Here is a 26,385-nt window from a genome sequence, read left to right on the forward strand (position 1 = left end):
CGACTCCAGGCCAGTTCCTTTTTTTTCACTTATATATTTAATTGTTTCAGGACAGCTTGAGCTAGCGCTTCAATGTATAACGGATCCGTATTTAATGATTTTGTTCGCACAAATTGCATATTCAACTCTTCCGCAACTTGTTTACACTCGATATCGAGATCATACAAAATTTCGAGGTGATCACTTACAAACCCGGTCGCGCAAATAATCAAATTGTCCGTTCCCGCCTCTTTTAGCTCTCGCATCCGATCCAAAATATCTGGACCAAGCCAAGGCACATTCGTTTGCGCGGCGCTTTGCCAGCCTGTTTCCCAATTTTCAAGTTGCAATTGTTCAGCAATCGCTTCCGCTGTTTCTCTCAATTGGTCTACATATGGATCGTTCATCTCCACAATCTTTTCTGGCAGACTGTGGGCCGTGAAAACAACTTTTACAGCTTGACGATCATCAAATGATTGGAAAGCTTCTTCCACTCTTTCAACAAGGGCTTGGATATATGTAGGCTCTAAATGATACTGATTGACAGACGTAAGTTCCACGCTATGTTTCTGAGCGGCTTCACTTGCTGTTTTATTGTACCCACCAACGCTCATTACGGAATAATGTGGCGCTAACACAATCGAAACCGCTTTTTTAATTCCGTCTTTAGCCATCTCTTCTACAGCGGTCTCAATAAACGGCGGCGCGTGTCTCATTCCCATGTAGGCCTTAAACTCATACTCCTCTGACGTTTCATTCAACTTTGCTTCTAGGTGTTCGACTTGGCCCCTTGTAATTACTTTTAAAGGTGAAATTCCACCAATGGCATTGTAGCGATCCAAAAGATCTTGCAGTTGTTCTGGGCTTGGCGGTCTTCCCCTGCGGATATGTGTATAATAGGCTTCCACATCATCAAGGCTTGGCGGCGTGCCGTAAGCCATCACGAGTAAGCCGATCGTTTGCTTTGACATCCCTCGTTCGACTTCCCTTCTTATCTGTTTTTGATCACAGACGCGCTGTATTCATGGATAAATTCAGTTAATCTTCTTAACATGTCTCCAGGAACCTCAGGGAAAATCCCATGACCGAGATTAAATACAAAACCAGGTTTTTCAAGCCCTTGGTCAATGATTTGTTTCGCTTTTTCTTCTAGAACAGGCCATGGAGCCAACAATGTTCCTGGATCGAGATTTCCTTGAATAGCAAATTTCTCTCCGACGCGCTTACGTCCTTCGGGAATGGTCACACGCCAATCTAAGCCGATTACCTCTGTGTCATATTCACTCCATAATGGCAGTAATTCGCCTGAAGCAACGCCAAAATATATTTTCGGCGCTGGTAAATCTTTTAATTCAGTGAAGATGCGTTGCATCGTTGGATAAACATACTTGGTATAGTCTTGCGCGGATAATGCTCCAACCCAACTATCGAAAATTTGAACCGCTTTTGCTCCCGCGTCTACTTGGGCTCTTAAATACGTAATAATCATGTCAGCTAGCTTGTCCATGAGGCTCGTCCAAACTTCTGGATGACTATACATCAACTGTTTTGTGCGGATGTAGTTACGCGAAGGTCCGCCTTCAACGATGTAGCTAGCCAATGTGAACGGCGCGCCTGTAAAGCCGATCAGCGGCACTTTCAGTTCTCGAGCCAAAATTTTAATCGTTTCTAGGACGTAAGGCAAATCTTCCTCGGGTTCAAGGGCGCGTAAACTCGCAATATCTTCCGCCGTTCGATAAGGCGTTTCGAGTACGGGTCCTCTATTTTCAATAATATCGTATTTGACGCCCATCGGCCCTAGCGGGACCATAATGTCTGAGAATAAAATGGCTGCGTCTACACCTAGCTGCTGCACTGGCAAAATCGTCACTTCAGCGCACAACTCAGGTATTTTACAAATTTCCAATAAGGAATATTTTTTTCTAATCTCACGATATTCCGATTGATATCGTCCTGCTTGACGCATATACCAAACTGGCGTATGGTCAACTTCTTGTTTTAAACACGCTTTTAAAAAAGTATCGTTAAAAGTCATTGAAAAATCCTCATTTCTATCATTTTAAGATCTTCTCAATATATTATGAATGTTTTACAAACATTTAACAAGGTGATTGATGTTATCATCTGTGACACCTTTTCAACAATAATCACATTATCAACGTTTTTTAATGAATATGTAAAGACGACCATAAGGTCGCCTTATCAATCTTCCATATTATACCGTATATTTCCCCGTTCTCGTATCATAAGGTCCCGGATGCGGTACAACGGGCGCCTCTATCTTTTCTGGCGTATCCGCTGTGCGTGTTTCGTGTAAACGCGTCGCGCCCGCTGATCGGGTTCCTATATCGCGTAGTTGAGGATCGAGTTGTTTAGCCTTTTTCTTGTTGTCCATCTGGTGATCATCCCTCTCGCTTTTTTGATCAAAATCATACAGAATGATCTTGATCTTCTTTATCCTGCGCGTATAGGCTTAAAATAAATCTGTTAATTATTATCGATATCCAAAAATATCCAAAACAAGCGTAATCAGGTATAATAGGTTGTGGGGGTGTGTTCGAGTGAAATTTAAATTTGAATATAATGAAAAGATTGAATTAGAGAAGCCGCTCATCCTCGTTCCTATGGAACGATGGAATCAGCGGGAGATAGATGAGTATTATGGAAAAGCGCGCAAGATCAGCGCCCAAATCCCATCAAGAATTCGGCAATTAGATGAACAGTACATGGAAAAATATGAATCATTGCAGCTAAATCCGGATGATTTTTTTGAAATCATGGAAGAGCTGAATGGAATATCTAGTAAAATTAGCGAATTGAATGCGCTTTATTTAAAAATTGAAGGAAAGCATTTACAGTCAGACAAAAAATAATGAAATCAGGCTAATCTCATTTCGGTTGCGAAACAAGATTAGCCTGATCCGAAGTCACTCTATATCGTCAAAATCATGCGGGCTCAGGATTGTGGCGCTTAAATAATCGTCCGGATCATCTCCAGAGAAACACAGGTTACAAACTCCCCCATATAAGATCGCTGAGGTCCCGCAGCATGAACACCTTTCCATGGTGACTCCTCCCTTTCCTATCCTGGTCTTTAGTATATGGAGGCCCTGCCGGTTACATGTCTGGTAAAAAAGGAGAATTCGCCGGCGCTTTAACCGATCACAATATTGACAAGTCGTCCAGGCACGGCAATACACTTTCGTACTTGTTTGCCCGCAAGCGCAGCTTGAACAGAATCAAGGGCCAGCGCTTGTTCCTTCATACTTTCCTGATCCGCGTCAGCAGCAAGCATCATCCGTTCTTTGATTTTTCCGTTGACTTGGACGACTATTTCTACTTCTTTTTCAACGGTCAACTCTTCGTTATACTCAGGCCAAGGCTCATAAGCCAGTGTTTCCGCATGTCCCAATCGATACCACAACTCTTCCGCAACATGCGGAGCAAATGGAGAGAGGAGTTTCACAAACGCTTCCATCGCGGACTTTGGTAACACAGTTTCCCGATTGGCCTCATTAACAAACACCATCAGCGCGCTAATCGCTGTGTTAAAACGAAGACCATCAATATCATGCGTCACTGTTTTAATTGTTTTGTGAAGCGTTTGCTGGAACGAAGCAGAACCTTCTCCATCTTGGATCTTTACGTTAAGTTGTTGGTTATCTTGAATAAACAAACGCCAAACACGATTGATAAATCGATATGACCCTTCCACTCCTTGGTCATTCCACGGTTTTGAAGCTTCCAACGGACCCATAAACATTTCATATATGCGTAACGTATCCGCTCCGTATGCCTCTACAATATCGTCTGGATTGACAACGTTTCCACGCGATTTACTCATCTTCTCATTATTTTTACCAAGGATCATCCCTTGGTTCACTAACTTTTGAAATGGTTCTTTCGTTTCGACGATGCCAAGATCATACAACACTTTATGCCAAAACCGGGCGTAAAGAAGATGCAAAACAGCGTGCTCTGCGCCACCGATGTATAGGTCAACAGGTAACCAGGCCTGTTGTTTCTCTTTTGAACAAAGTTCCTGATCATTCTTTGGATCGATAAAACGCAAATAATACCAGCAACTTCCCGCCCATTGCGGCATCGTGTTCGTTTCGCGCTTGGCCTTCATCCCTGTTTCAGGATCAATCGTGTTCACCCACTCTTCGATATTCGCTAGCGGGGATTCACCTGTCCCAGAAGGTCGGATGGCATCCGTTTCCGGCAGGGTTAACGGCAGCTGATCCTCAGGCACCGGCTTCATCGTTCCATCTTCAAGATGCAAGATTGGAATCGGTTCTCCCCAATAACGTTGGCGACTAAACAACCAATCACGCAAACGGTAAGTTACCTTTTTCTTCCCTTTATTATTTTCCTCTAACCAAGTGATCATCTTCGTAATTGCTTCCTGATTGGTTAAGCCATTCAGAAACTCGGAATTTACATGCGGACCGTCCCCGATATAAGGCCCTTCTTCCAAGTTGCCTCCCGAAACAACTTCAACAATCGGCAAATTAAACTGAGTGGCAAACTCCCAGTCTCGTTGATCATGCCCCGGCACAGCCATAATCGCGCCCGTCCCATAGCTAATCAACACATAATCCGCGACCCAAACGGGAACTTTTGCCCCATTTACAGGATTGATTGCGTAAGCTCCTGTGAAAACGCCTGACTTGTCTTTCGCTAAATCCGTTCGCTCCAGGTCTGTTTTATGGGCCGCAGAATCTACATAAGCCTGCACTGCCTGCTTTTGCTCCGCAGTCGTAATCACATCAACTAGTTTATGTTCTGGAGCGATGACACAGTAAGTGGCCCCGAACAACGTGTCAGGCCTCGTTGTAAATACGTCTAGTTTTTGATCGGGATGACCGTCAATTAAAAATGAAAGTTCAGCACCTTCCGATTTGCCGATCCAATTGCGTTGCATGTCTTTGATGCTTTCGGACCAATCTAAATCCTCCAGATCATCCAATAGGCGATCCGCGTAAGCTGTAATCCGCAGCACCCATTGTCTCATCGGTTTCCGAATAACGGGATGTCCGCCGCGTTCGCTTTTGCCGTCGATCACTTCCTCATTAGCGAGCACGGTTCCTAAAGCGGGACACCAATTGACAGGAACTTCATCAACATAGGCGAGGCCCTTCTTATAAAGTTGGATAAAGATCCATTGCGTCCATTTATAATAGTCTGGATCTGTAGTGGAGAATTCACGATCCCAGTCATAAGAAAAGCCTAGCGACTTAATTTGACGTCTAAAATTGTCTATATTTATTTTCGTAATTTCCCGCGGGTGTTCCCCCGTATCTAAAGCGTGCTGCTCCGCAGGCAGTCCAAACGCGTCCCAGCCCATCGGATGCAGAACCTGGTAGCCGCGCATTCTTTTGTATCTCGAAATAATATCTGTTGCCGTATATCCTTCGGGATGACCAACATGCAGCCCTGACCCCGATGGATAAGGAAACATATCTAACGCGTAAAATTTTGGCTTATGTTCGTCTTCCACCAATTTAAACGTTTTATTATCTTCCCAATAACGTTGCCATTTTTGTTCTATTTTCTGATGGTCATAGGTGGTCGTAACTTTTTCACTCGAGCTCATCTTTAAACCTCCAACTTTTTTTAACATTTTATACTATCAATAGCTTTATTAAGCAGTTTAAATCACTGGATATCATTTTAAAAAACGCGTCTTAAGTAAGACCACAAGCTTGTCCAATAACCGAAAATAGAGCCCCCCATCCATAGCTTTCGCTAGGGACGAGAGGCTCTGTTTATCGCTCCCGCGGTACCACCCTAATTAGTACAGTGTACTCACTCAAACAGTCCTTAACGCGGAAAACGGCAGACTCAGAATCATTAAAAATGGATGGATCATCTGCGGCTCTGAGGTAAGTTCCACGCCTTTCGGATTGACTCGCACCATCCGTCAACTCTCTGAACCTGATCGGAACCGTGTACTAGTCCTCTTCTACGCCTTTGCAAAATATAGTTCAAACGAATAGTTTCATTTTATGATTCAGATCAAAGGATGTCAATATCCTTTCAGAAGATATTCTATTTATCGCCATATTTATCATTCATTAAACATCAAAAATTCCGTATAACGCGCTTGTAACCTTGCCCGTCCACTTTTATGCTATAATAAACACCGATAGATTTGAAACGTGAGGAGCGCGTCGGAAGGTTCCAAGAAATTCCATAAAAAGTTTGACTAGAAGTATTGAGAAAGCGGTGATTATGATATGTCATCTATTTTTGGTTCATTTATTGTATTTTGGATGTTTGGACTCGCCTTTATTATGATGATTGGCGGTTTCTTTATGTTTCGAAAGTTTTTAAAATCAATGCCGAAACAAGACGGAAAATCGGAGTTGGATTGGCAAGACTACTATATAGATCAGACGCGCGCGCTTTGGTCAGAAGAAGGATTGCAATTGCTGAATGAGCTCGTGCATCCTGTTCCAGAACTGTTTAGGGATGTGGCGCGAAGGACGATTGCCGCAAAGATCGGAAAATTAGCGATTGAGGAAAATGCTGAATCAATTGATCAAAATCTTATTATTAAAGGTTATATTATAGCGACCCCTGCTCGAGATCATCGATTCTTAGTGAAAACGTTGAAAGAAAAACAAATTGACTTCTCACCGTTCAGAGAACATCTGAAGATAAAGGTATAATTCACTTGCATTTAACATGAAAAAAAGGCGGGATTAGCTTTGAAATCCTGCCTTTTCTTTTTTTAACTTTTTGTTTCCATTCCAAGGTTCCGATAAGGAGGTGGATACGTAAGCCAGCCCTTTTCCATTAGCAGCTGCTTAAGTGTAACTGAAAATCCGGCTTTCTGCACAATTGCCTTTACAAATAAGGTTGCTACATCTTGCCTGACGGCTTCGGTAAGTCCCCTACCACAAAAGTTAATCGCCCAGACAAGGTTAAACATAACTAGATTTGCTACTTCTTCATCTGTCATTTTTCCACCAGCTGGAACGCTCATTTTTAATTGCGGTTTTTCCACTGGCTTTTTAGGCAGCTCTACCCCTTCGCTTAATAATAAATTTTCAATATCGATAATGATCGGTTTATGATACCCTTCGATCAGTTCAAGCATCTTCCTTCGTAATTGGGGATTTTCAACTGTATTCAAAGCGACAAGTTCACTATTCATAAAGTTTTCAGTCGCGGTCAAAAATGTCCACAAATTCATGACTTCCCCGATGTGAAGGGGCATCTCATTTTCTAGCTTATTCCCTTTAAATAAATCAGTTACTAATTCAATGACGTTCACAACGATAACCCTCCTTTAAGGATATTATGTCCAAAGAATGGGGAGTAAACGCCCTTTTTAAAAAGAAAAAAGACCTCCAATCCGAATCGGATGGAAGTCTCTTTTATTAGTCGTCGCTGCGCGTAAACAGCCAAATATATTCAAGTAAGTGCAACACAGAAATTAAGGCTGCGGCGACATACGTTAAGGCTGCGGCTCCAAGCACTTTATTCACGCCTCGCTCCTCATTGTTGCGGATAAAGCCCATTTGAATCATCATATCCTTGGCCCGACTGCTCGCGTTGAATTCAACAGGTAGCGTCACCAGTTGGAAAGCGACTGCGGCGCTGAACAAAATGATACCAAGCAGTAACAAGCCGGACAGTTTCATTAAGAAACCACCGATGACCAACCAGGGAGCGATCCCTGAGGAAAAGTTAACGACTGGAAACATGCGGTGCCTTGCCACTAACATCGGATAATTGACTTTATCCTGCACAGCATGCCCGACCTCATGACAAGCAACGCTTAGCGATGAAATCGAATCGCCCCCATAAACAGGTTCAGAAAGACGCACTGCTTTTGCAATCGGATCGTAATGGTCGGTTAAGGAACCTGGAACCGCTTGCACCGGGATATGCGACAAGCCGTTGGCATCTAGCATTTTACGCGCTGCTTCCGCTCCTGTTAGGCCAGACGAGGCTGGCACATCCGCATACTTTTTGAACGATCCTTTCACCCGAAACTGGGCCCAAAGAGAGAGTCCAAAAGCCGCTAAAATTAAAATCGAAAATGGTGTCCAAAACACGGTTGATCGCAACCTCCTTTTTAATTTTATCTATATAGTGAGGAAGTGAACCTTCCACAACAATCCATCATGTAGTTCTTATTATAAAAACAATGACTACTCTACGTCAAACAAGCAGCCATCTTTCTATCCTTATTACTTATTACGGACAACGATACCAAAAAGTTTCATGACTGATCATAACTTTTTTAAAAAAAGTTGGGCTAGGCGAGTCACCATTTTTCTCCGCCCAAATATGATGTAGTGATGAGAGGCAATGATTCGCCTCGCTTGTTTTGCAAATGAAGGAGTGACAAAAAAGTGAAAGACTTAAATCAAGAATTTACACCAGAAAGCAGGCAGTACGTTCCTTATCCTCAAAATCCATATGGCGGCGGCATGATGTACCCGGGATACAACCCAGCAGTTCAAACACAAGTACCTTTCTTTCCTCCGCAGCCAAGCGGCGCCACGATTCCAACTCCACCCACTATGCCGCCAATGCCTGGGATGATGATGCCAGGGATGGGTAGTCCCGGTCAAGCGCCAGGAATGCTACCGATTGAACAATCCTACATTGAGAATCTGCTTCGTTTAAACCGTGGTAAAATAGGAACCTTTTACTTCACCTTTGAAAATAATAATGAGTGGAACGCAAAGGTGATCACAGGCAGGGTTGAAGCAGCCGGACGCGATCATATTATCATTAGCGATCCCGAAACGGGTGAACGCTACATGATGTTAATGGTGAATTTTGACTATGCGACGTTCAATGAGCGACTCAACTATGAATATCCATTCGGAGCGGCTCCCGGGCAACCGATCGCCCCTAGATAATCCATAAAAAAAGCATGGACAAATTTGTTCATGCTTTTTTCTTTTATTTATGCAGTCGCGTTTGCTAACCAGCCGATAATGCGGTGATTGATTTGTTCCTCGGACAAGTCAGGAAAAAGCCGTTCCTCATGGACGAGATCGTAGAAGCGCTCTAATGGTTCCCTGCTATCCTCTTTTTTCTTCTTCCGATCTTGTAGGTCTGTCCACACTTCATGGACGCTTTCGATCGGTTGTAGGTCGCGTTTTTTAAAGAAATGGGCGAGTCTTTCTACATCATCTAAATATTGAGGACCAAAGCGTTCTTCCACTTGATCCTTCAATAGAGCAATTTCCGCTTCATACATCGGCCTTGTTTTATTTTTCTCTTTTCCAATCCATGGTGTCTCTAAAATAATGGGCTTGTCCTTTGCGACTTCATGGCGAACAATATGTTGAAGCGCATCATAGCCAATCAACCCTGAACCTAAAGGCGCATGACGGTCTTTAGCTGCTCCACGGAAATTTTTACTATCATTGATATGAAACACAGCAAGACGGTCAAGGCCGATGATCCGATCGAACTCCTCCATCACACCGTCAAAATCGTTGACGATATCGTAACCAGCATCATGTGTATGACACGTATCAAAACAAACCGCTAATTTATCGTTGTAGTTGACCTTTTCAATAATAGCGGCAATTTCTTCGAATTTCCGACCAATTTCCGTCCCTTTGCCCGCCATCGTTTCAAGGGCGATATGGACGCGCTGATCTTTTTCTAACACTTCATTTAAACCTTCAGCAATGCGGGCGATCCCATACTCAGGATCCTTGTCCGTATAAGCTCCAGGATGAAGCACAATATTTTTCACACCCATATAATCTGTCCGACTGATTTCTTGTCGTAAGAAATTGACGGCTAGCTCAAACGTATTTTCTTTATAAGAGGCAAGATTGATAATATAAGGGGCATGAACAACAATGTCCACAATTCCATGCTGTTCCATCAGTTGTCTTCCTTCATCAATATGCAACTCTTCCATTGGTCGGCGTCTCGTGTTTTGCGGGGCGCCTGTATACACCATAAATGAGGTGGAGCCGTATGAGATCGCTTCTTCAGTCGCATTCAATAATCCCGTTTTCGAAAATGAGACATGGGATCCTAATTTCATCATATTCACTCCTCTTTCCATCCATCTATTCATTGTACCAAACAATGTAATAGGAGGATAGAGATGAATATGCGATTCATTGTCTTAAAACCCGGGTAAGTCAGCTAAATTTTGTCCTTGTTCATATTGTCCATATTCATCGATCAACCAGGTCCCATCCGCTTTTAAAGAAGTTATCGAATTTATTTGATCATTTTCCACCAAGGCGATCGCCTCTGAAAGTGTGATGACGGTATCGCGATCTGTCAAAAAATGCGTGATGTTCCCTTCTGCGTCTTTACGAACAGCAACGAGTTTATAGTTCATGACCCATCCTCCTTTGTAGGATTATGCCCCCGCTCGTATGTGATTAATCATTGTGCCCAGTGGCAGAAAAGAGAAATTTAACAAAAAAAAAGCAGGCGACAAAGTTACTGTTTGTCGCCTGCTCATAAACTTTTATACATAAGGGATTGGATCGACCAAGCCAGCTTCCGCGAAACCTTTCAGACGCAATTCGCAACTATCGCATGTTCCGCACGCCTTGTCCCCGCCGCGATAACAAGAAGTTGTTAGCTCATACGGAACCGCTAACTCCATTCCTAAGCGAATGGTATCTTCTTTAGACAAATGACTAAGCGGAGCTTCAATTTGTAACATGCCTTGCTCGGCTCCCAGCTTCGTCGCCAACCGAATCGTCTCGGACATCGAAGCGATAAACTCGGGGCGACAATCGGGATAACCGCTATAATCAACTGAACTAACCCCAATAAAAATCTTCTCAGCTCCAACCGTTTCCGCATAAGCAGTAGCTAACGATAAGAAAATGAGATTGCGAGCGGGCACATATGTAACAGGCACCTCATCATCACCCGCGTAATCTGGCACCTCGATCGAAGGATCGGTCAAGGCGCTTCCGCCAAGCTGATTCAAGAAATCAAGTTTGACGACCCTGTGTTCTGCGACTTGATAATGCTGCGCAATCCGTTTCGCATGTACAATTTCATGCTGGTGCTTCTGCCCATAGTCAAACGTAAGTGGATAGAGCTCATACCCTACTTGTTGAGCAACACCCATACATGTCGCGCTGTCTAGGCCACCGCTTAAAATGATCACTGCTTTTTTTTTCATTTCAATCAGACTCCTTTTTGCTCAGGATGCCAAATGTATTTGTGTGTTTGCAAGCTTAATTTTGCTCGTTTATAAGGAGACGCCAAAATCATTTCAACTAACGCGGCTGGGGCAAGCTGTTCCCAAACGGGACTAAATAATAACTGTCCCTGTTCGTAATAACTCTCAATAACCTCGACAGCTTCTTTAAATTCTCGCTCGTCACCGATTACAAATTTAATTTCGTCTTGGCCTGATAACAAAGGGAAATTTTCCCAAACCATTGCTTCCTTTTCACCGCTTGAGCGTAGTTTTACATCCATAATGAACCGAACTTTTTCTCTAACGTCGGTGTTGGTTGCGCGTAACGCGCAAAAAGGGGTCAGATCGATCGCCCCGTTTGTTTCAATATGAATTTCTTCAATGACGGGTTGCTCCGCTAACGCTTGAATTAATGCCGCTGATTTATCCCCGTGCATCAGTGGCTCTCCCCCTGTTAGACAGATGGAAGGATTCTCAAGTTGAACAACTTGTTCAACAATTTCTTCAATCGTCGCGTAAAATTCGGGCTGATGCGGGGCGTAACTGTACGTTGTATCACACCATTTGCAACGCAAGTTACAGTTGTACAAACGAACAAATGTGGTGGGGAAACCGGCTTTTAACCCCTCCCCCTCAACCGTTTGAAATATCTCTACCATCGGTAACACGCGGGACTGCTTGGTCATTATTCTTCCATCCATTCCCGCTTTAAGTAAGCGCGACTCGTCGGTGTTTCATACAAGGTCAGTTCTTCAAGCCGCAGTTCGGGAATATTTAGCTTTGTTATTTCGTCCTGCAGTTGTTCCCAAATCCAGACGATCATATTTTCAGCAGTCGTATTCATCGGCGGCAACACATCATTTAAGTAGCGATGGTCTAAATGAGCGTCAATTCGCTCTTTAAAAATCCGTTTAATTTCGGCAAAATCGACTACAATCCCAATTTCGTCGACTCGTCCGCTAAGATGAATCACGAGACGATATGTGTGACCATGTAAGCTTTTACACTTGCCCTCGTAGGCGTGCAGATGGTGGGCGGCATCAAATGTAAACTCCCGGATCACTCCTACCCGCTTTCGATGATACCGAAGTTGGTCTAATTGAATGTCTTCGCCCAATGTTTGTAGCGTTGTTGGAATTTGATAAGGTTTCATCTTTATGCCCTCCTTGGAGAAAAAATAATAAACTCCCAGAACGAACGTCGGGAGTTAGGGCTCAGTATAATTTTCTCTCCCTAGTTTTTTTGTTTGAGTGGCGGGAATTTCGAACACTCATTTTAGCAGTATAGCAGCTAGCGGACTTTCTGTCTATCGAAAGCCTATTCATCAGCGAGTTAATCCATCTTGTTACCTGTGATACTTTCGTCGAAAGTCAATCATGAATTGGCTGAATGCCTGGCATGCTTCATAAGAAACGGCATTATACGTGGATACACGAACACCACCGGCTAGACGGTGACCCGCGATGCCGATAAACCCTGCTTGCTCAGCTTCTAAGAGGAAGGTTTTTTGAGTTTGCTCATACTCAATATTAAAAGTTATATTCATCTGGGAACGACTGTTCGGCTCAGCCCTCCCCTGGAAAAATCCCTCACTTTGATCGATCGCATCATAAATGAGCGCTGTTTTCTGCTCGTTTCGCTTCGCCATTTCATGCGCGCCACCTTGATCTTTAACCCATTGCAGCACTTCACCTAGCATATAGACTGCAAAAGTCGGCGGTGTGTTAAAGAGTGAATTGTGTTCGGCATATGTACGATAACTGAGCATGGACGGAATGTTCGAATTCGCCTGTTGAAGTAAATCTTTTCGAATGATCACGACGGTTACCCCGGATGGACCTAAGTTTTTCTGGGCCCCCGCATAAATCAGACCAAACTGGCTGATATCCAGCGGTTGTGATAAAATATCACTTGACATATCCGCAATTAATGGGACGTTTCCAGTTTGCGGGAACTCCTTCCACTGTGTCCCATAGATCGTGTTATTCGATGTTATATGTAAATATTCATCGGAAGCGCGATAATTTAGCTGATCGGGCGCAGGCACTCTGCTGTAGCTCCCTTTTCGGGCGCATGAAGCGTAATTGACATCGCCTAGTAATTGAGCCTCTACGTAAGCTCGTTCAGCCCATTGCCCAGTCAAAGCGTAAGATGCGGTCTTGCCCGGCTGTAAAAAATTCATAGGAATCATGGTAAATTGTAAGCTCGCTCCCCCTTGAATAAACAGCGTTTCGTAATCGTCGGGAATTGCCAACAGCTCTTTTAACAACGCTTTTGCGTTTTCTAGAATCGATTCAAACGGCGCGCTGCGGTGGCTCATTTCGATTACTGACATCCCCATACCTTTGAAATTCACGAATTCCTCCTGAACTTTTTGCAGGACAGGAAGCGGTAACGTTGACGGCCCCGCGTTAAAGTTGTAAACGCGACCCTGAGATTGTTGTTGCATCGCGCTCTCTCCTTCCTATTTATCTACTCATCTGAACAACAACGGTTATCTTTCATCTTACCATTGAAGGTCAATCAATAAAAGTTTTAACAGCGCGCAGACATCTCCGTTGAATAAAAGAAGTTAGAATAACAAGCTTGTCAAACTCTATTCAAAAACATGAGCTTTTAAAGGGAAAAGTTCGAATAAAACTCAAAATTAGGCTTGATTTAGCGCTCCAAAACGGTGTCGAATCGTGTATAATCTAACTGAATTCAGTTAGCCTTCGGTGAATATTGTAAAACTTTAATTACAGGAACGCTTGGAATGTCTGAAGTATTTTACGCTAAGACACAATATAGATATTACAAAATGTGAAGGAGCGAACTATGGCTGGATTGATTCGCACGACCATTGGAGAATTACTGGACCAAACGGCGCAACGCTATCCTGATCATGAGGCCGTGGTCTATATGGAACGGGACCTCCGTTATTCTTATCGCGCATTTCAAGCGATATGCAATCAAGTAGCAAAGGGATTCCTAAGCATAGGCATTGAAAAAGGCGATCCAATTGCAATTTGGGCGACGAATGTCCCTGAATGGGTCATTACTCAATTTGCCTCAGCAAAAATCGGGGCAACACTCGTTACCGTAAATACAAACTATCGCGCGGATGAACTAGAGTACCTACTAAAGCATTCGGAAGCAAAGACACTGGTCTTAATCGACGGCTTAGTTGGGGATAATTATATAGAAATTTTGTATGGAATTTGTCCAGAATTACACTCGAGCGCACCGGGGCATTTAGCGGCGAAGCGGTTACCTCATTTAAAAAATGTCATCTATATCGGAGAGCAATACACGCCCGGTATGTTTAATTGGAATGACATCGTCCCGAAGGGTGAACTGATCTCCGATCAACAACTTGCGTATCGACAGGCGTCGCTTGATCCGCTCGATGTCATTAACATGCAATATACATCGGGAACGACAGGCTTTCCTAAAGGCGTGATGCTGACTCATTACAGCATTATCAATAACGCGATTAAAGTTGCGGATTGTCAGAAAATTACGCCCGATGATCGAATTTGTATCCCCGTTCCTTTCTTTCATTGCTTCGGGTGTGTGATGGGCGCGCTTGCTTGTGTTGCGACTGGGGCCACGATGGTGCCGCTCATTTCTTTTCGTCCACAGCGTGTGTTAGAAGCTGTTCAAACAGAAAAGTGCACAGCGTTATATGGCGTGCCGACAATGTTTATTGCCGAACTGAATCACCCGCGATTCCGTGAGTATGATTTGTCTAGCTTACGAACAGGTATTATGGCGGGTTCGCCTTGCCCCATTGAAGTGATGCGCAGAGTAGTCAATGATATGGGGATTCGAGATATTACGATCGCTTATGGATTAACCGAGGCCTCCCCCGTCGTTACGCAAACCCGAATTGAAGACAGTATTGAGCGCAGAGTTTCGACGGTGGGACGAGCCCATGAACATGTTGAGATCAAAATCATTGATCCGGATACGGACGAAACACTGCCACCTGGAGAGCAGGGCGAACTGTGCACGAGAGGTTATCATGTCATGGCTGGATATTATAATATGTCTGAACAAACCGCTGCAGCGGTCGACCATGAGGGGTGGTTACGCACAGGAGATCTAGCAACTATGGATGAAGCGGGCTATATAAAAATTACAGGCCGTTTAAAGGATATGATAATTCGTGGCGGCGAAAATATTTATCCGAGAGAAATTGAAGAATTCCTTCATTCTCATCCAAAGGTTTTGGACGCGCAAGTAACAGGAGTGCCTGATGCGCGATACGGTGAACAAGTTGCCGCTTTTATTAAACTGAAAGAAAATGAAACGCTAACTGCGGATGAGATTAAAAGATATTGCCGTGGTAAAATCGCAAACTATAAAATTCCGCAGTACGTTACCTTCGTTACCGAATATCCGATGACCGCTTCCGGCAAAGTTCAAAAGTTCAAATTAAAGTTGCCGATCCCGCAGGGGTTAGGTTTATAATACGTTAAAAAGGTCCTGATGAAATAATCAGGACCTTTTTAACTTGGGATCTATTATGAAGTTGTCCTAATGCCATTGATCAGAACCGTTGCAACCTAAAATTGGCCGCGAAACGGTCCTAATCCGATATCCGACACCACGCTTGCATCAAGATCACTCTTTCACTGAAACTTAGCCAATGATCATTCTTTCTTTTGGATAATGATAGCCTAATCTTTTATCCCTTTTTAATAAAATTAGAAACGGGATTACCCCAACCCGACCGACAAACATTAAGAAAATCAGAATCGATTGACCTAAATGACTTAATTCAGATGTAATCCCCATCGAAATGCCCGTTGTTCCAAATGCAGAACAAACCTCAAATAGTAAAGGTAATAACGGAAAAGGTTCAAACACCAGTAAGCTGATCGTAGCTGTTGAAACGAGACTTACACCAACGAAAAAGACAACAAAAGCTTTCCGAATATCCTCCTGATGCAGTTCTCTTCTAAACACAAACACTTCGGAACGCCCACGCATAAAAGCCACTACTGTCAGGATTAGCACGATAAACGTGGTTGTGCGTATTCCACCGCCGACACTGCTCGGCGAAGCGCCAATAAACATCAAGATGCTTAAAAGGAACAAAGTTGGTTCACTAAAGCCATTAATATCTACTGTGGATACGCCACAGCTTCGGGCGGTAACGGAGTGGAATAATGAGTGAACGATTGCCGCATGCCACGGTTCACCCGCCAAAAAAGCATTCTTTTCAAATAAGAAAAATAAAACAGCGCCAACAACGGTTAATCCAAAAAAGGTGGATGTTGTTAATTTTGTATAGAGCGAAAAACGAAATCGCCCCTCCCGATGTCGTTGTCCAAGGTAAGCCCGAACCTCCATTAATACTGGAAAACCTACCGCGCCTAAAATAATTAAAGTCATATGAACCGTTTGTACGAAATAATCAGTTGAAAAACGGTAGAGCGAATCCCCAAAAATATCAAAACCAGAGTTTGTAAAGGCGCTCACAGAAGAGAAGAAGCCGTAGAAGAAAGCCTCCTGCCATGTCGTTAAATACCCTTGAAATAAAAAATAACCGCCTAAAATAACCGTCCCCGTCGCTTCAATCATGATCGTCATAATGAGCACCGCTTGAATCAGTGAAACGAGCCCAGATAACGTCGGTCGATTCTGGTCGATGGCGATCCACTGTCGCCCAGATAATCCAACACGCCTACCGAGTAAAATCCATAAAAAAGTCCCGATTGACATGATCCCAATTCCCCCGATTTGAAATATCAGGGCGAGCATTAATCGTCCGAACGAATTAAAGGTGTCCGCTGTATTAACGACGGTTAGCCCTGTCACGCTTATCGCGCTGACTGCGGTAAAAAGGGCGTCCATAAACGTTAATTGGGCGTCTGGTTTATGTAAATAAGGAATCGATAACACACCCGTTGAAATAACAACAGAGGTGAAATAAAAAAGAACAATGATTTGTACGGCGCTAAATCTTCTTCTCTTTTTAAACGGTAACAATGTTTTTTTCTCCCTTTATTAGATCGCATACCAAGTCTTAGTATACATTAGTTGTAATCAATCATACTAGCTCTATTCACCATTCCTAACAGAAAATCATCTATCATGAAACCCAATTTTTCTTTTTTAAAAGCGTAGTTTAGTATTCGAAGTTCGCCGTTAAATAGGTATAATAGATTAATAATACATCGATCATTTTTCAAAGGAGAACGACGAAAATGAATAAGCGACACGAGGAGATCGAACGGGAAGAATTTCTGCGCGTCAAACGGCGCTTCCCCCAGGCGCGGCTTAAAGCGGACTATAACCGTGAAATTATTGACATCGGCGTTGAAATCCCTACACAAGAAGGAGTCTGGATTTTACTGAAAGGAGAACAAACGAACGATTGCTATGAGCTCATTTCCCCCGGTTTCGCCTGGTTTGAACGACTTGAAACGCTTGATGATGTCGCTCGGACGCTCTACTCTTGTCGAGAATCGTCATGAATTGACGAGCGAAATCAATCGAAATTTATCACAATATCCATTACTATAGACTAGTATGCTTTATCGTTATCTAGGTATAGGAAGAAGGCGTTAATGTGATCATAGATGTTAAGTTGGAAAAAGAAATTGAAAAACTCAAGGGAGAACTGAGGAAGCTCGCTATTATTCACAAATACAATTTTCAACATCCCGAGGTTGTTGCGCTTAGCCAACAACTGGACAAGCTAATCACATATGTTATGAGAAAAGGAAACGAGTCTTATTAACATAACATTCTGAAACGAAAAATCACCATCCCTAATGAAATGGTGATTTCGACAAGGACTTTTTTAGTCGACGCAGTAAGATAACATAGCTATAACCATACGTAATCAAGAGACCGACAATCAACATCACGACTGCCGCTTTCCACCCTTGTTGTACTCCTAGCGCAATAGATCCAAGCAACGTCTGGAGAAATAAGAATGAGTAAATCGTCCGACAAAATGAGGTCAACTTCTCCCGATCTGTAACAGGATAGATGGCGTCCCAAAAGTAGGCTTGAAGTCTTTTCCAACTCCCGGAAAGTTGAACTCCATTAAGCAGTAAAAACATAATAAAGAGAAAACTGGATAGCGGCAGATGGTTAACAAAATACATGCAAAGTAAAGCGATCACAAGTAAGCGCAAATAAAGCGTAAAGATGTTTTGGTAACGCGCTAAAGATCGTAAATATAAGAAGGTGTAAGCAGATTCCGAAGTAAGCGATATTTTTTCCAATAAAAAGATAAGCCACTTCCTCTTTTTGACGCGCTCAGGTAAATGCGGAACATCCATAAACCAGCCCGCAAATTGATAAAATTGCAGCAATTGCCTCTGTTCAATTTCGACAAGGTCGATCCAATCCCACGACATTCGCTTGGCTATCGAGTAATAATACAAAATCGCAAGCGTCCAGACGACGCCCCAAACGACAAATGAGAAGGAATATGCCTTAAACAGCATCGCTAGAAAAAGAATATTGAGCGCCCAGCGACCCGCGGTATGAACAACCTTCATACCTTCTTGACGTAAACGCCGCTCTTGAAACCCGGCATAAAGATTAAATCCAGCAAGTAAGGCGATGATCCCGTAAGTCACATAAAATACGCCGCGATCTGCGCTAATCATTCCCGAATATAGTGGGGAAAGAACTATCATGAGCGTAAATAAAACAAAAGCTTGAATAACAAAACTGTAAAACCACGATAATCGAAAATATTGTTTGTCCATTTTATCCTCTAGCGGGAGCAAATAAATCGCGTCTGGCTCGGATAAAAAGGTTCGAATTCGACTAAAATTCAGTTGTAAAGAAAAAAGGAGCGCAAAGATCCAGCCGACATAAGCGGTATAAGAGGCCGCTGACCATTCCGTCAAAATATATTGGTACAGGAAAGCCAACATAATTAACAGCATAATCGGCAGGTAGATATAACCGCTTAAAATAATGCGGAGATATTGCGCCGCATCTTTCCAAAAAGCTGATGCTCGACTTTTCCATAATTGTCTCAAATTAACTTTCATGTCGGTCAACCTCAGTTACGGTCATAAAAATTTCATCCAAACTCGCCTCGGCCAAGCCTGTCTGTTTTCTCCAATCGGATAAAGTTCCCTGTAGCAGGATTCTTCCCTCATGCAGCAAGATAAAACGATCACAAAAGTGTTCAACGGTCGCTAAAATGTGCGTCGACATGAAAATCCCCGCGCCTCTTTGTTTTTCCATTTTTAACTGTTCAAGCAAAGCGTGAATTGCTTGCGGATCCAATCCGACGAAAGGCTCATCTATAATATACATTGCAGGTTGCGCCAATAACGCATTCATAATCATCACTTTTTGTTTCATACCTTTGGAAAAACGTTCTGGCAGCCAGTCTTTCATTTTTTTCATATTAAATTGTTCCATCAACTCCGTCGCGCGTTGATTCAACTCGGCGCGATCCAACTGATAAGATAAGGCCATAAACTCCATATGCTCCCACAATGTTAACTGTTCATAAAGCAACGGCGTTTCTGGAACATAACTTAACGCTGTATGGTACCGTTCTTTAGAAGTCCGTCTTGTCTGCCCCTTAATGAGGATTTCGCCTTGAATTGGTTCTAATAAACCTAGAATGTGTTTAATCGTCGTGCTTTTACCCGCGCCATTTAGACCGACTAATCCGACCACCTCCCCAGGAGCCACATGAAAAGTAAGCTCGTGAAGGATCGGATGGCGACGTGAATAGCCGCCGATCAAATCAGATACTTGCAGTATATTTTCGTAACTATCCATAAATAGGACCCATCCTTTTTAATTCCTTTGTTTTATCAACGCCACGGTCCACCTCTGCGAAACGAGATTCTTCCATTTTGCATGGTTTTCCACAGCCAGCCCTTAAGGTAGATTTTAATCGGACCCCGTATCATGGGAATTAAACATAAAATACCAAGCGTGTCTGTAAAGAAACCAGGTGAAAGTAACAACAGTCCACCCGTAAAAATAATAAGTCCATCCAATAATGCTTCGCCCGGTAATTGACCTTGTCTCATCTGTCTTTGCGCTGAATAAAACACTTGTAACCCTTGTTTTCTTGCCAACCAACCACCTACGACCCCGGTTAGAATAATGGTAAGCAAAGTGGGTAGCCACCCGAATGCTTTACCAGCAGTAATCAGCAACCAAATTTCGATCGTTGGAACAATCAACAACAGGGCAATGATGATTCGCAGCATGGCGTCCCCTCCCTATTACTATTTAATGAATGTTTAAAGATAGTCCCATCTTAACAAGATTATGAACTTAACACAATTACGGCCTAACAACAATTTTCATTGAGAAACCTTCTTTTGCTAACTTTCAATTAGTAAGATTACTTATTTTCGAAAAGCGGATTATCCATACACACGAAAGGAGCTTAGTTAACAGGCTATTGTAATTGCGGGAAAATTCCGAGATATCAATTGACGTTTATTACCATTTAGCTTATTCTGGAAAAAGGAGGGGGTTATCCGATGAGTCCCTTGATGAGTCAGTTTGTGAAGTTTATTATTGTAGCGGAAGTGTGCTTTGCTATTTCAATTTCTCTGATAACTCCGTTCTTGCCTAGACTAATGGAAAAATATGAGTCCAAAAAGAATATGATTAATCCCTGATTAAAAAACGCTTACAACTGCATGTCGTCCCTCTTTTACATGGAAAAGAAGTAAAAAAGACCGCTACAGAGCGGTCTTTTAAATTGTTTAACTATATTGCGGTCTCATTTTTCCGCGTTTGTTGACAAACTGATCTGCTCCTAAAGCGGCAATAGCCCCATCCGCAGCTGAGATAACCGCCTGTTTAATCGGAGTTCTACGCGCGTCACCGCCAGCATACACACCATCGACGCTTGATTTTAAGAACTCATCGACAACGATGTATCCTTCTTCATCGCGTTCCACTTGATCTTTAATAAAGTCAGTACCTGGTTTAAGTCCGGCAAGATATAAGAATACCCCGTCAACATCCCATGTCTGCTCTTGTCGTTGATCATCCTGAACAACAATACGCTCGACTTTCTTTTCCCCTTGAATTTCTCGGAGGCGATGTCGATAGAAAACCTTAATGTTATCAGCTTCCTCGATCCCCGACAGGTCGACTTCACCTTTGAATTTGTTTGTGGGCACAAGTAAGCGCACTTCCTTACTAAACTTAGCCAGCGCTTCCGCTTCGTGGACCGCTTCATCTGTATCTCCGACAACTGCGACAACTCGATCTTGGAAAAAGGCGGCGTCACAAGTTGAACAGTAACTTACACCCCGACCCGTAAACTCCTCTTCGCCCGTAATTTTAGAGCCCGGCGCAATAGCCCCGACAGCTATAAATACACTCTTAGCTTTGATTGTTCCCTCGGGAAGTTCTAATTTTTTGATCTCGCTGTCGGAAAAATCAACACTTAGCACGTTTGAACGCACAAATGTTGTTCCAAAATCTTTGGCCTGTTGCTGCATTTCCAACAGTAATTCTAATCCTGTCAGTTCGCCTCGAACTCCAGGATAGTTCGCGATTTTGTGCGTAATCGCAAGCGTCCCAGAAGTTGGCGCTTTATCGATCACTAATGTTTTTAACCTGCCACGCGCAGCGTAAATAGCGGCTGAAGCTCCTGCTGGTCCTCCGCCAATCGTGACGAAATCATACACTTCGTCCAAAACAGTTTGATCCACTGAAGAAAATATCTCTTCTTCAGTTGATTTCGTTGTCGTTTCCGCTTTTGGCTCGTCCGTAATTCCTAAATAAGCCTTCATTTTATTAGGACGATAGCCAATAAAGGCTTCACCATCAATATACGTAACAGGCGTTGAAAACATGCCTTGTTCGTGTAGATCTTCAAAAAAATCAGGGTTTTCAGTTACATTACGCTCTTCGTATTCGATCCCCCATGTGTTAAGTTCTGTTTTAATTTTTTCACAATAAGGGCATCCCGTACTCGAATAAACGATTGCTCTTGCCATATATCAACCACTCCTTTTAGGCCCATAATCTAATTAGTAATTACTATTAGTTTAAAATAGTTCCATTTAAAAATCAAGCCTTTTTTACATCCGAGTATCCCTCATTAAATTATGATTAGGCATTGTTTCTTGTATTTATTTTACCCAATCTACAAAACCTATGAGCAAATCAACTCGAGGTGAAAAGATGAGCAGCCTTCTTTATACAGTATTAACCATTGCCGCGCTCCTACTCTTAGTCGTTGGGTTAATTACGTCGATTCGTTTAGTTAAACAACAGAAGGGTGAACAAGATCATGGGGTTAGTCCAACTGTTAAAGCGAATCCGCGAACCCTTAACCCTGTATTTCTGAGTTATATTTTTGTCTTTACCATCGTTGTGATGATTATTTGGTTCTTTAGACTTTATTATAAATATCCATTTTAAGGAGGAATTACATGGAAAAGAATAAATACTATGTCACCGTTCAAACTGGCGAGATTCTACGGGATCACGCGCAAAGTTATCAATTTGAAATCGAAGCCGATGACCAACAAAGGCGAGTTTTGGAAGAATTGTTCGAATACGCTCATGAACGAGAGATGGATACCGTTCTTCCTGCAATGACCCCTGTGGTAGGAGAACACGACAAACCAGAAAGTCGAGCGTATGATGCTGCCCTAAAACAGATCTACGTAAAATTACATGAATTAGGCACAGCGGAAACTCGTCAACACATTGAAACGATGAATATTCTATAACAATGCGTCCATAAAGCCTCTTTAGCTATTGTAACAAAAAGACTGGAACGATTTGTTACTAAAATGGAAAACTTTATAGAGAAACAAGAATAGTCCCACCTATTCGGGGGGACTATTCTTGTTATTCGTCTACATCTAACTCATACGTTTCTAGAAATTTTGTATTAAAATTCCCTTCGACAAATGCGGGATGCTCTAAAAGTTTGAGGTGGAAAGGAATCGTTGTTTTCACGCCTTCAATCACGAATTCGTCCAACGCCCGTCTCATCCGTCGCAAGGCTTCATCACGATCACGACCCCAGACGATTAGTTTTGCGACCATCGAATCGTAGAAAGGGGGTATTTGATAACCTGGATAAACGGCGCTATCAACGCGAACACCATAACCGCCTGGAGGCAAGTAGCTTTCCACTTTACCGGGTGAAGGCATAAAATTTTTAGCTGGGTTTTCCGCATTGATACGACACTCAATCGCCCATCCGTCTAAGTGAATATCGTCCTGTGTAAATGAAAGCGGTTCACCTGCCGCAACAGAAATTTGCTCCTTGATCAGATCAACTCCCGTGATCATCTCGGTCACAGGGTGCTCGACTTGAATGCGTGTATTCATTTCCATAAAGTAAAACTGGCCATGTTTATCAAGCAAAAATTCGACGGTTCCCGCGCCTTGGTAGCGAACCGCTTTTGCGGCCGCAACCGCTGCATTGCCCATCTCTTCTCGTAACGTTGGATCCAATGCTGGTGATGGCGCTTCCTCAACCAATTTTTGATGCCGTCGTTGGATCGAACAATCCCGCTCGCCTAAATGAACAACCTGCCCATGTTTGTCGGCCATAATTTGAATTTCAATGTGGCGCGGTTCTTCTAAATATTTTTCCAAGTAAACACCCGGATTACCAAAGGCGGTCTCAGCCTCTTTTTGAGATTGACGAATCGCCTTAATTAAGGCGTCTTGATTTGTCGCTACACGCATGCCGCGACCACCGCCGCCCGCAGTCGCCTTTACGATAACGGGATAGCCGATTTCATCCGCAATCTTAACCGCATCATCAACATGATCGATCAACCCGTCTGTGCCAGGCACAGTTGGAACACCAGCGGCTCGCATCGTATCTTTGGCGACTGCTTTATCACCCATTTTCGTAATGGCTTCCACATCCGGTCCGATAAACGTCATATTACACGCGGAGCATAATTCCGCAAAATTTGCATTTTCCGCCAAAAATCCATAACCTGGATGAATTGCGTCCGCATCGACATGAGATGCGACACTGATTAGGTTCGTCATATTTAAATAGCTATCTTTAGACGCTGTCGGACCAATGCAATACGCTTCATTCGCAAGCTTAACGTGGTAAGCCTCTTTGTCAGCTTCCGAATAGACGGCGACCGTTTGGATGCCCATCTCTTGACACGCTCGTATGATCCGAACCGCGATTTCTCCCCGATTTGCAATTAACACCTTATTAAACATCGTTCTTCCTCCTTGGGTCCTGATCATGGACGATGAACAAAGGTTGTCCATAGTCAATGAATTGCCCGTCCTCAACTAATATATCGATGATTTCCCCGTTTACATTGGAATGAATATCATGCGTAAGTGTCAAGCTTTCCACATGGCACCGACATACGACCTGGCCCTTTTTAATTTGATCGCCAAGTTTTACAGACGAACGAAACACACCGACCCAATTAGACGCGATTTCAATGATCGGCAGGTCCATTGGTGGCGTTAACGCCACTTCCCGCAGATCCTCGACCTCATCGATTGCTCCATTGGAAACGGCCGCCTGATCGGATGCCGTTTCCAATATAGCAGTTGCGGGGAGCGGTTGTAAAGCAACCGTTTGTTCCCCTTGCGCCCCTTTTTTCAACAGGATACATATATTTTCGTCTCGTAGTTCGATCTCGTCAATCGATGATTGATCGACTAGTTTAATCAGTTCTGCTACTTCTGCTATGTTGACCATACACGAAACTCCTTTTTCTATAATGGCATATTCCCGTGCTTTTTCCCAGGACGCCATTCCATCTTATTATTTAGCATATCTAACGCATGAGCTAACTTAATCCGTGTTTCCCTCGGATCGATGACCTCATCAACCATGCCATGGGCCGCGGCAACATACGGATTTGCAAATTGCTCGCGGTAGGCAGATATTTTCTCCGCGCGCGTCACATCCGGATGTTCGCTCTTCGCAATCTCTTTCGAAAAAATAATAGATGCAGCCCCAATTGGACCCATCACCGCAATCTCCGCGCTTGGCCAAGCGTAAACGAGATCCGCTCCGATTGATTTTGAATTAAGGGCAACATACGCCCCGCCGTACGCTTTTCTTAAAATGACGGTAATTTTCGGAACAGTTGCTTCGGAATAAGCGTATAAAATTTTTGCGCCATGGCGAATAATCCCTCCATGTTCTTGCTTTACTCCTGGAAAAAAACCAGTTACATCCTCAAAAGTTATTAACGGAATATTAAAACAGTCACAAAAACGGATGAATCGGGATAACTTATCCGAAGAATTAATGTCCAAGCCACCGGCTAGCACGCGCGGTTGATTGGCAATCAAGCCGACACTTCGCCCTCGGATTCTACCAAAACCGATTACGATATTTTTGGCAAAATCTGATTGTACCTCCATAAAGCGAGCATCGTCCAAAACTTGGTAAATAACATCTCTTATATCATACACTTTGGTTGCTTCAACGGGAACTACTTTTGCTAAATCTTCTCGCCAATCCTCTTCTTGCTCTGCAACAGGTTTCAACGGCGGTCGTTCCTTATGATTTTGCGGAAGATAACGAATCAGCTCACGCGCCTTAATTAGGACCTCTTGCTCTGTTTTCCCCGTAAAATGAGCATTGCCGCTAATGCTAGCATGCACTTGAGCCCCGCCTAATCGTTCAGCTGATATTTTTTCGCCTGTCACTGTTTCAATCACACGCGGTCCCGTAATAAACATTTGACTTGTTTCCTCCACCATGAACACAAAATCAGTCAGGGCGGGTGAATAAACCGCGCCGCCGGCGCATGGTCCCATAATAACAGAAATCTGGGGAATAACACCAGAATAGATTGCATTTCGATAGAAGATATGTCCGTATCCATCTAATGAGACAACACCTTCTTGGATCCTGGCGCCGCCAGAATCATTTAATCCAATAATCGGAGCTCCATTTTGCGCGGCAAGATCCATGATCCGCGTAATCTTTTTGGCGTGCATTTCCCCCAGCGCCCCGCCAAACACAGTGAAGTCTTGGGCGAATACGTAAACAAGCCTGTCATCTATCTTTCCGTATCCTGTCACGACCCCTTCGCCAGGCGCCTCGATTTGATCCATGCCAAAATTCGTCTCGCGATGTTTCATGAAAGCATTTAGCTCCACAAAGCTGTTCGCGTCGAGTAGCAAGCGCAACCGCTCTCTCGCCGTTAATTTTCCACGCTCATGTTGCGCGGCGATACGCTGCTCGCCTCCACCTTGTTCAACCTTTTTCTGTCGCTTCCTTAGCTCATCAATTTTATCATGCATACTCATAGCGC

General features: G+C 43.4%; 28 protein-coding genes and 1 other annotated feature. Of the genes, 8 read left to right on the forward strand and 20 right to left on the reverse strand.

Annotation, left to right across the window (positions count from 1 at the left end; all coding sequences use genetic code 11):
- Nucleotides 1–29: 29 nt before the first annotated feature.
- The 3 genes from hemH to BEP19_RS05845 form a co-directional block, all read right to left on the reverse strand.
- On the reverse strand, nucleotides 30–950 hold the full coding sequence (gene hemH, locus BEP19_RS05835) for a ferrochelatase (RefSeq protein WP_120188903.1): 921 nt from the start codon (nucleotides 948–950) through the stop codon (nucleotides 30–32).
- Nucleotides 951–970: 20 nt separating this feature from the next.
- Nucleotides 971–2,014 carry a uroporphyrinogen decarboxylase gene (gene hemE / locus BEP19_RS05840; protein ID WP_120188904.1) on the reverse strand — a complete coding sequence of 348 codons (1,044 nt, stop codon included), beginning with the start codon at nucleotides 2,012–2,014 and terminating at the stop codon, nucleotides 971–973.
- A 180-nt stretch (nucleotides 2,015–2,194) separates the two neighbouring features.
- Nucleotides 2,195–2,374 carry a hypothetical protein gene (locus BEP19_RS05845; protein WP_120188905.1) on the reverse strand — a complete coding sequence of 60 codons (180 nt, stop codon included), beginning with the start codon at nucleotides 2,372–2,374 and terminating at the stop codon, nucleotides 2,195–2,197.
- Between the two features lie 166 nt (nucleotides 2,375–2,540).
- Here BEP19_RS05845 and BEP19_RS05850 point away from each other — a divergent pair, with 166 nt between their 5' ends.
- Nucleotides 2,541–2,852, forward strand: coding sequence for a hypothetical protein (locus BEP19_RS05850; protein ID WP_120188906.1), 312 nt, complete (start codon nucleotides 2,541–2,543; stop codon nucleotides 2,850–2,852).
- A 281-nt stretch (nucleotides 2,853–3,133) separates the two neighbouring features.
- Here BEP19_RS05850 and leuS read toward each other — a convergent pair whose 3' ends face one another.
- The gene (leuS, locus tag BEP19_RS05855; RefSeq protein ID WP_120188907.1) at nucleotides 3,134–5,578 is read right to left on the reverse strand and encodes a leucine--tRNA ligase; all 2,445 of its coding nucleotides are present in this window, start codon (nucleotides 5,576–5,578) and stop codon (nucleotides 3,134–3,136) included.
- Nucleotides 5,579–5,729: 151 nt separating this feature from the next.
- Nucleotides 5,730–5,959: a binding site (T-box leader), on the reverse strand.
- Nucleotides 5,960–6,221: 262 nt separating this feature from the next.
- Here leuS and BEP19_RS05860 point away from each other — a divergent pair.
- On the forward strand, nucleotides 6,222–6,656 hold the full coding sequence (locus BEP19_RS05860; RefSeq protein ID WP_120188908.1) for a DUF2621 family protein: 435 nt from the start codon (nucleotides 6,222–6,224) through the stop codon (nucleotides 6,654–6,656).
- A gap of 62 nt (nucleotides 6,657–6,718) precedes the next feature.
- Here the strand turns inward: BEP19_RS05860 and BEP19_RS05865 are convergent, their stop codons facing one another.
- Together BEP19_RS05865 and BEP19_RS05870 are read right to left on the reverse strand one after the other, a co-directional pair.
- Complete coding sequence (locus tag BEP19_RS05865) at nucleotides 6,719–7,264, reverse strand: DUF3231 family protein (RefSeq protein ID WP_120188909.1); 546 nt, start codon at nucleotides 7,262–7,264, stop codon at nucleotides 6,719–6,721.
- 106 nt (nucleotides 7,265–7,370) lie between these two features.
- Complete coding sequence (locus BEP19_RS05870) at nucleotides 7,371–8,051, reverse strand: zinc metallopeptidase (protein ID WP_120188910.1); 681 nt, start codon at nucleotides 8,049–8,051, stop codon at nucleotides 7,371–7,373.
- Nucleotides 8,052–8,351: 300 nt separating this feature from the next.
- Between BEP19_RS05870 and gerQ the strand changes: the two genes are divergently transcribed.
- Nucleotides 8,352–8,867, forward strand: a complete 516-nt coding sequence (gene gerQ, locus BEP19_RS05875) for a spore coat protein GerQ (protein ID WP_245983390.1) — start codon at nucleotides 8,352–8,354, stop codon at nucleotides 8,865–8,867.
- A gap of 47 nt (nucleotides 8,868–8,914) precedes the next feature.
- On the opposite strand, the gene BEP19_RS05880 is transcribed toward gerQ, so the two are convergent.
- From BEP19_RS05880 to serC, 6 genes are all read right to left on the reverse strand, one after another.
- Nucleotides 8,915–10,021: a deoxyribonuclease IV gene (locus BEP19_RS05880; protein ID WP_120188911.1), complete on the reverse strand. Its 1,107-nt coding sequence runs from the start codon at nucleotides 10,019–10,021 to the stop codon at nucleotides 8,915–8,917.
- Between the two features lie 81 nt (nucleotides 10,022–10,102).
- Nucleotides 10,103–10,324, reverse strand: coding sequence for a DUF3892 domain-containing protein (locus BEP19_RS05885; RefSeq protein ID WP_120188912.1), 222 nt, complete (start codon nucleotides 10,322–10,324; stop codon nucleotides 10,103–10,105).
- Nucleotides 10,325–10,456: 132 nt separating this feature from the next.
- Nucleotides 10,457–11,128: a 7-cyano-7-deazaguanine synthase QueC gene (gene queC, locus BEP19_RS05890; protein ID WP_120188913.1), complete on the reverse strand. Its 672-nt coding sequence runs from the start codon at nucleotides 11,126–11,128 to the stop codon at nucleotides 10,457–10,459.
- A gap of 5 nt (nucleotides 11,129–11,133) precedes the next feature.
- On the reverse strand, nucleotides 11,134–11,835 hold the full coding sequence (locus BEP19_RS05895; RefSeq protein WP_120188914.1) for a 7-carboxy-7-deazaguanine synthase QueE: 702 nt from the start codon (nucleotides 11,833–11,835) through the stop codon (nucleotides 11,134–11,136).
- Nucleotides 11,835–12,302: a 6-carboxytetrahydropterin synthase QueD gene (gene queD / locus BEP19_RS05900; protein ID WP_120188915.1), complete on the reverse strand. Its 468-nt coding sequence runs from the start codon at nucleotides 12,300–12,302 to the stop codon at nucleotides 11,835–11,837. Before queD ends, BEP19_RS05895 begins: the two co-directional genes overlap by 1 nt.
- 192 nt (nucleotides 12,303–12,494) lie before the next feature.
- Entirely contained in the window at nucleotides 12,495–13,598 is a 1,104-nt protein-coding gene (serC, locus tag BEP19_RS05905) for a 3-phosphoserine/phosphohydroxythreonine transaminase (RefSeq protein WP_120188916.1), read from the reverse strand.
- Between the two features lie 368 nt (nucleotides 13,599–13,966).
- On the opposite strand from serC, the gene BEP19_RS05910 reads away from it, so the two are divergent.
- A complete protein-coding gene (locus BEP19_RS05910) occupies nucleotides 13,967–15,604 on the forward strand; it encodes an AMP-binding protein (protein ID WP_120188917.1) in 1,638 nt (545 codons plus the stop codon).
- A gap of 171 nt (nucleotides 15,605–15,775) precedes the next feature.
- Here BEP19_RS05910 and BEP19_RS05915 read toward each other — a convergent pair whose 3' ends face one another.
- The gene (locus tag BEP19_RS05915) at nucleotides 15,776–17,128 is read right to left on the reverse strand and encodes a TrkH family potassium uptake protein (RefSeq protein WP_120188918.1); all 1,353 of its coding nucleotides are present in this window, start codon (nucleotides 17,126–17,128) and stop codon (nucleotides 15,776–15,778) included.
- Between the two features lie 218 nt (nucleotides 17,129–17,346).
- Between BEP19_RS05915 and BEP19_RS05920 the strand changes: the two genes are divergently transcribed.
- The gene (locus tag BEP19_RS05920) at nucleotides 17,347–17,616 is read left to right on the forward strand and encodes a hypothetical protein (protein WP_120188919.1); all 270 of its coding nucleotides are present in this window, start codon (nucleotides 17,347–17,349) and stop codon (nucleotides 17,614–17,616) included.
- Between the two features lie 98 nt (nucleotides 17,617–17,714).
- A complete protein-coding gene (locus BEP19_RS05925; RefSeq protein ID WP_120188983.1) occupies nucleotides 17,715–17,882 on the forward strand; it encodes an aspartyl-phosphate phosphatase Spo0E family protein in 168 nt (55 codons plus the stop codon).
- 31 nt (nucleotides 17,883–17,913) lie between these two features.
- Here the strand turns inward: BEP19_RS05925 and BEP19_RS05930 are convergent, their stop codons facing one another.
- The 4 genes from BEP19_RS05930 to BEP19_RS05945 all read right to left on the reverse strand — a co-directional run bounded on the left by BEP19_RS05930 (nucleotide 17,914) and on the right by BEP19_RS05945 (nucleotide 22,101).
- Nucleotides 17,914–19,158, reverse strand: coding sequence for an ABC transporter permease (locus tag BEP19_RS05930; RefSeq protein WP_120188920.1), 1,245 nt, complete (start codon nucleotides 19,156–19,158; stop codon nucleotides 17,914–17,916).
- On the reverse strand, nucleotides 19,148–19,906 hold the full coding sequence (locus BEP19_RS05935; protein WP_120188921.1) for an ABC transporter ATP-binding protein: 759 nt from the start codon (nucleotides 19,904–19,906) through the stop codon (nucleotides 19,148–19,150). Before BEP19_RS05935 ends, BEP19_RS05930 begins: the two co-directional genes overlap by 11 nt.
- A gap of 35 nt (nucleotides 19,907–19,941) precedes the next feature.
- The gene (locus tag BEP19_RS05940; protein WP_120188922.1) at nucleotides 19,942–20,346 is read right to left on the reverse strand and encodes an FxsA family protein; all 405 of its coding nucleotides are present in this window, start codon (nucleotides 20,344–20,346) and stop codon (nucleotides 19,942–19,944) included.
- Between the two features lie 507 nt (nucleotides 20,347–20,853).
- Nucleotides 20,854–22,101 (reverse strand): FAD-dependent oxidoreductase, encoded by a 1,248-nt coding sequence (locus BEP19_RS05945; protein WP_120188923.1) that lies wholly within the window; start codon nucleotides 22,099–22,101, stop codon nucleotides 20,854–20,856.
- Between the two features lie 187 nt (nucleotides 22,102–22,288).
- Here BEP19_RS05945 and BEP19_RS05950 point away from each other — a divergent pair, with 187 nt between their 5' ends.
- Nucleotides 22,289–22,528 carry a hypothetical protein gene (locus BEP19_RS05950; RefSeq protein ID WP_120188924.1) on the forward strand — a complete coding sequence of 80 codons (240 nt, stop codon included), beginning with the start codon at nucleotides 22,289–22,291 and terminating at the stop codon, nucleotides 22,526–22,528.
- Between the two features lie 11 nt (nucleotides 22,529–22,539).
- Nucleotides 22,540–22,842, forward strand: coding sequence for a hypothetical protein (locus BEP19_RS05955; RefSeq protein WP_120188925.1), 303 nt, complete (start codon nucleotides 22,540–22,542; stop codon nucleotides 22,840–22,842).
- 121 nt (nucleotides 22,843–22,963) lie between these two features.
- On the opposite strand, the gene accC is transcribed toward BEP19_RS05955, so the two are convergent.
- From accC to BEP19_RS05970, 3 genes are read right to left on the reverse strand one after another with little or no spacing between them, the layout of a single operon-like run.
- The gene (gene accC, locus BEP19_RS05960; protein ID WP_120188926.1) at nucleotides 22,964–24,316 is read right to left on the reverse strand and encodes an acetyl-CoA carboxylase biotin carboxylase subunit; all 1,353 of its coding nucleotides are present in this window, start codon (nucleotides 24,314–24,316) and stop codon (nucleotides 22,964–22,966) included.
- Complete coding sequence (locus BEP19_RS05965; protein WP_170145283.1) at nucleotides 24,309–24,812, reverse strand: biotin/lipoyl-containing protein; 504 nt, start codon at nucleotides 24,810–24,812, stop codon at nucleotides 24,309–24,311. The genes accC and BEP19_RS05965 overlap by 8 nt, the downstream gene beginning before the upstream one ends.
- A gap of 17 nt (nucleotides 24,813–24,829) precedes the next feature.
- On the reverse strand, nucleotides 24,830–26,380 hold the full coding sequence (locus BEP19_RS05970) for an acyl-CoA carboxylase subunit beta (protein ID WP_120188928.1): 1,551 nt from the start codon (nucleotides 26,378–26,380) through the stop codon (nucleotides 24,830–24,832).
- Nucleotides 26,381–26,385 lie beyond the last annotated feature (5 nt).

The organism is Ammoniphilus oxalaticus (assembly GCF_003609605.1).
Lineage (GTDB): Bacteria > Bacillota > Bacilli > Aneurinibacillales > RAOX-1 > Ammoniphilus > Ammoniphilus oxalaticus.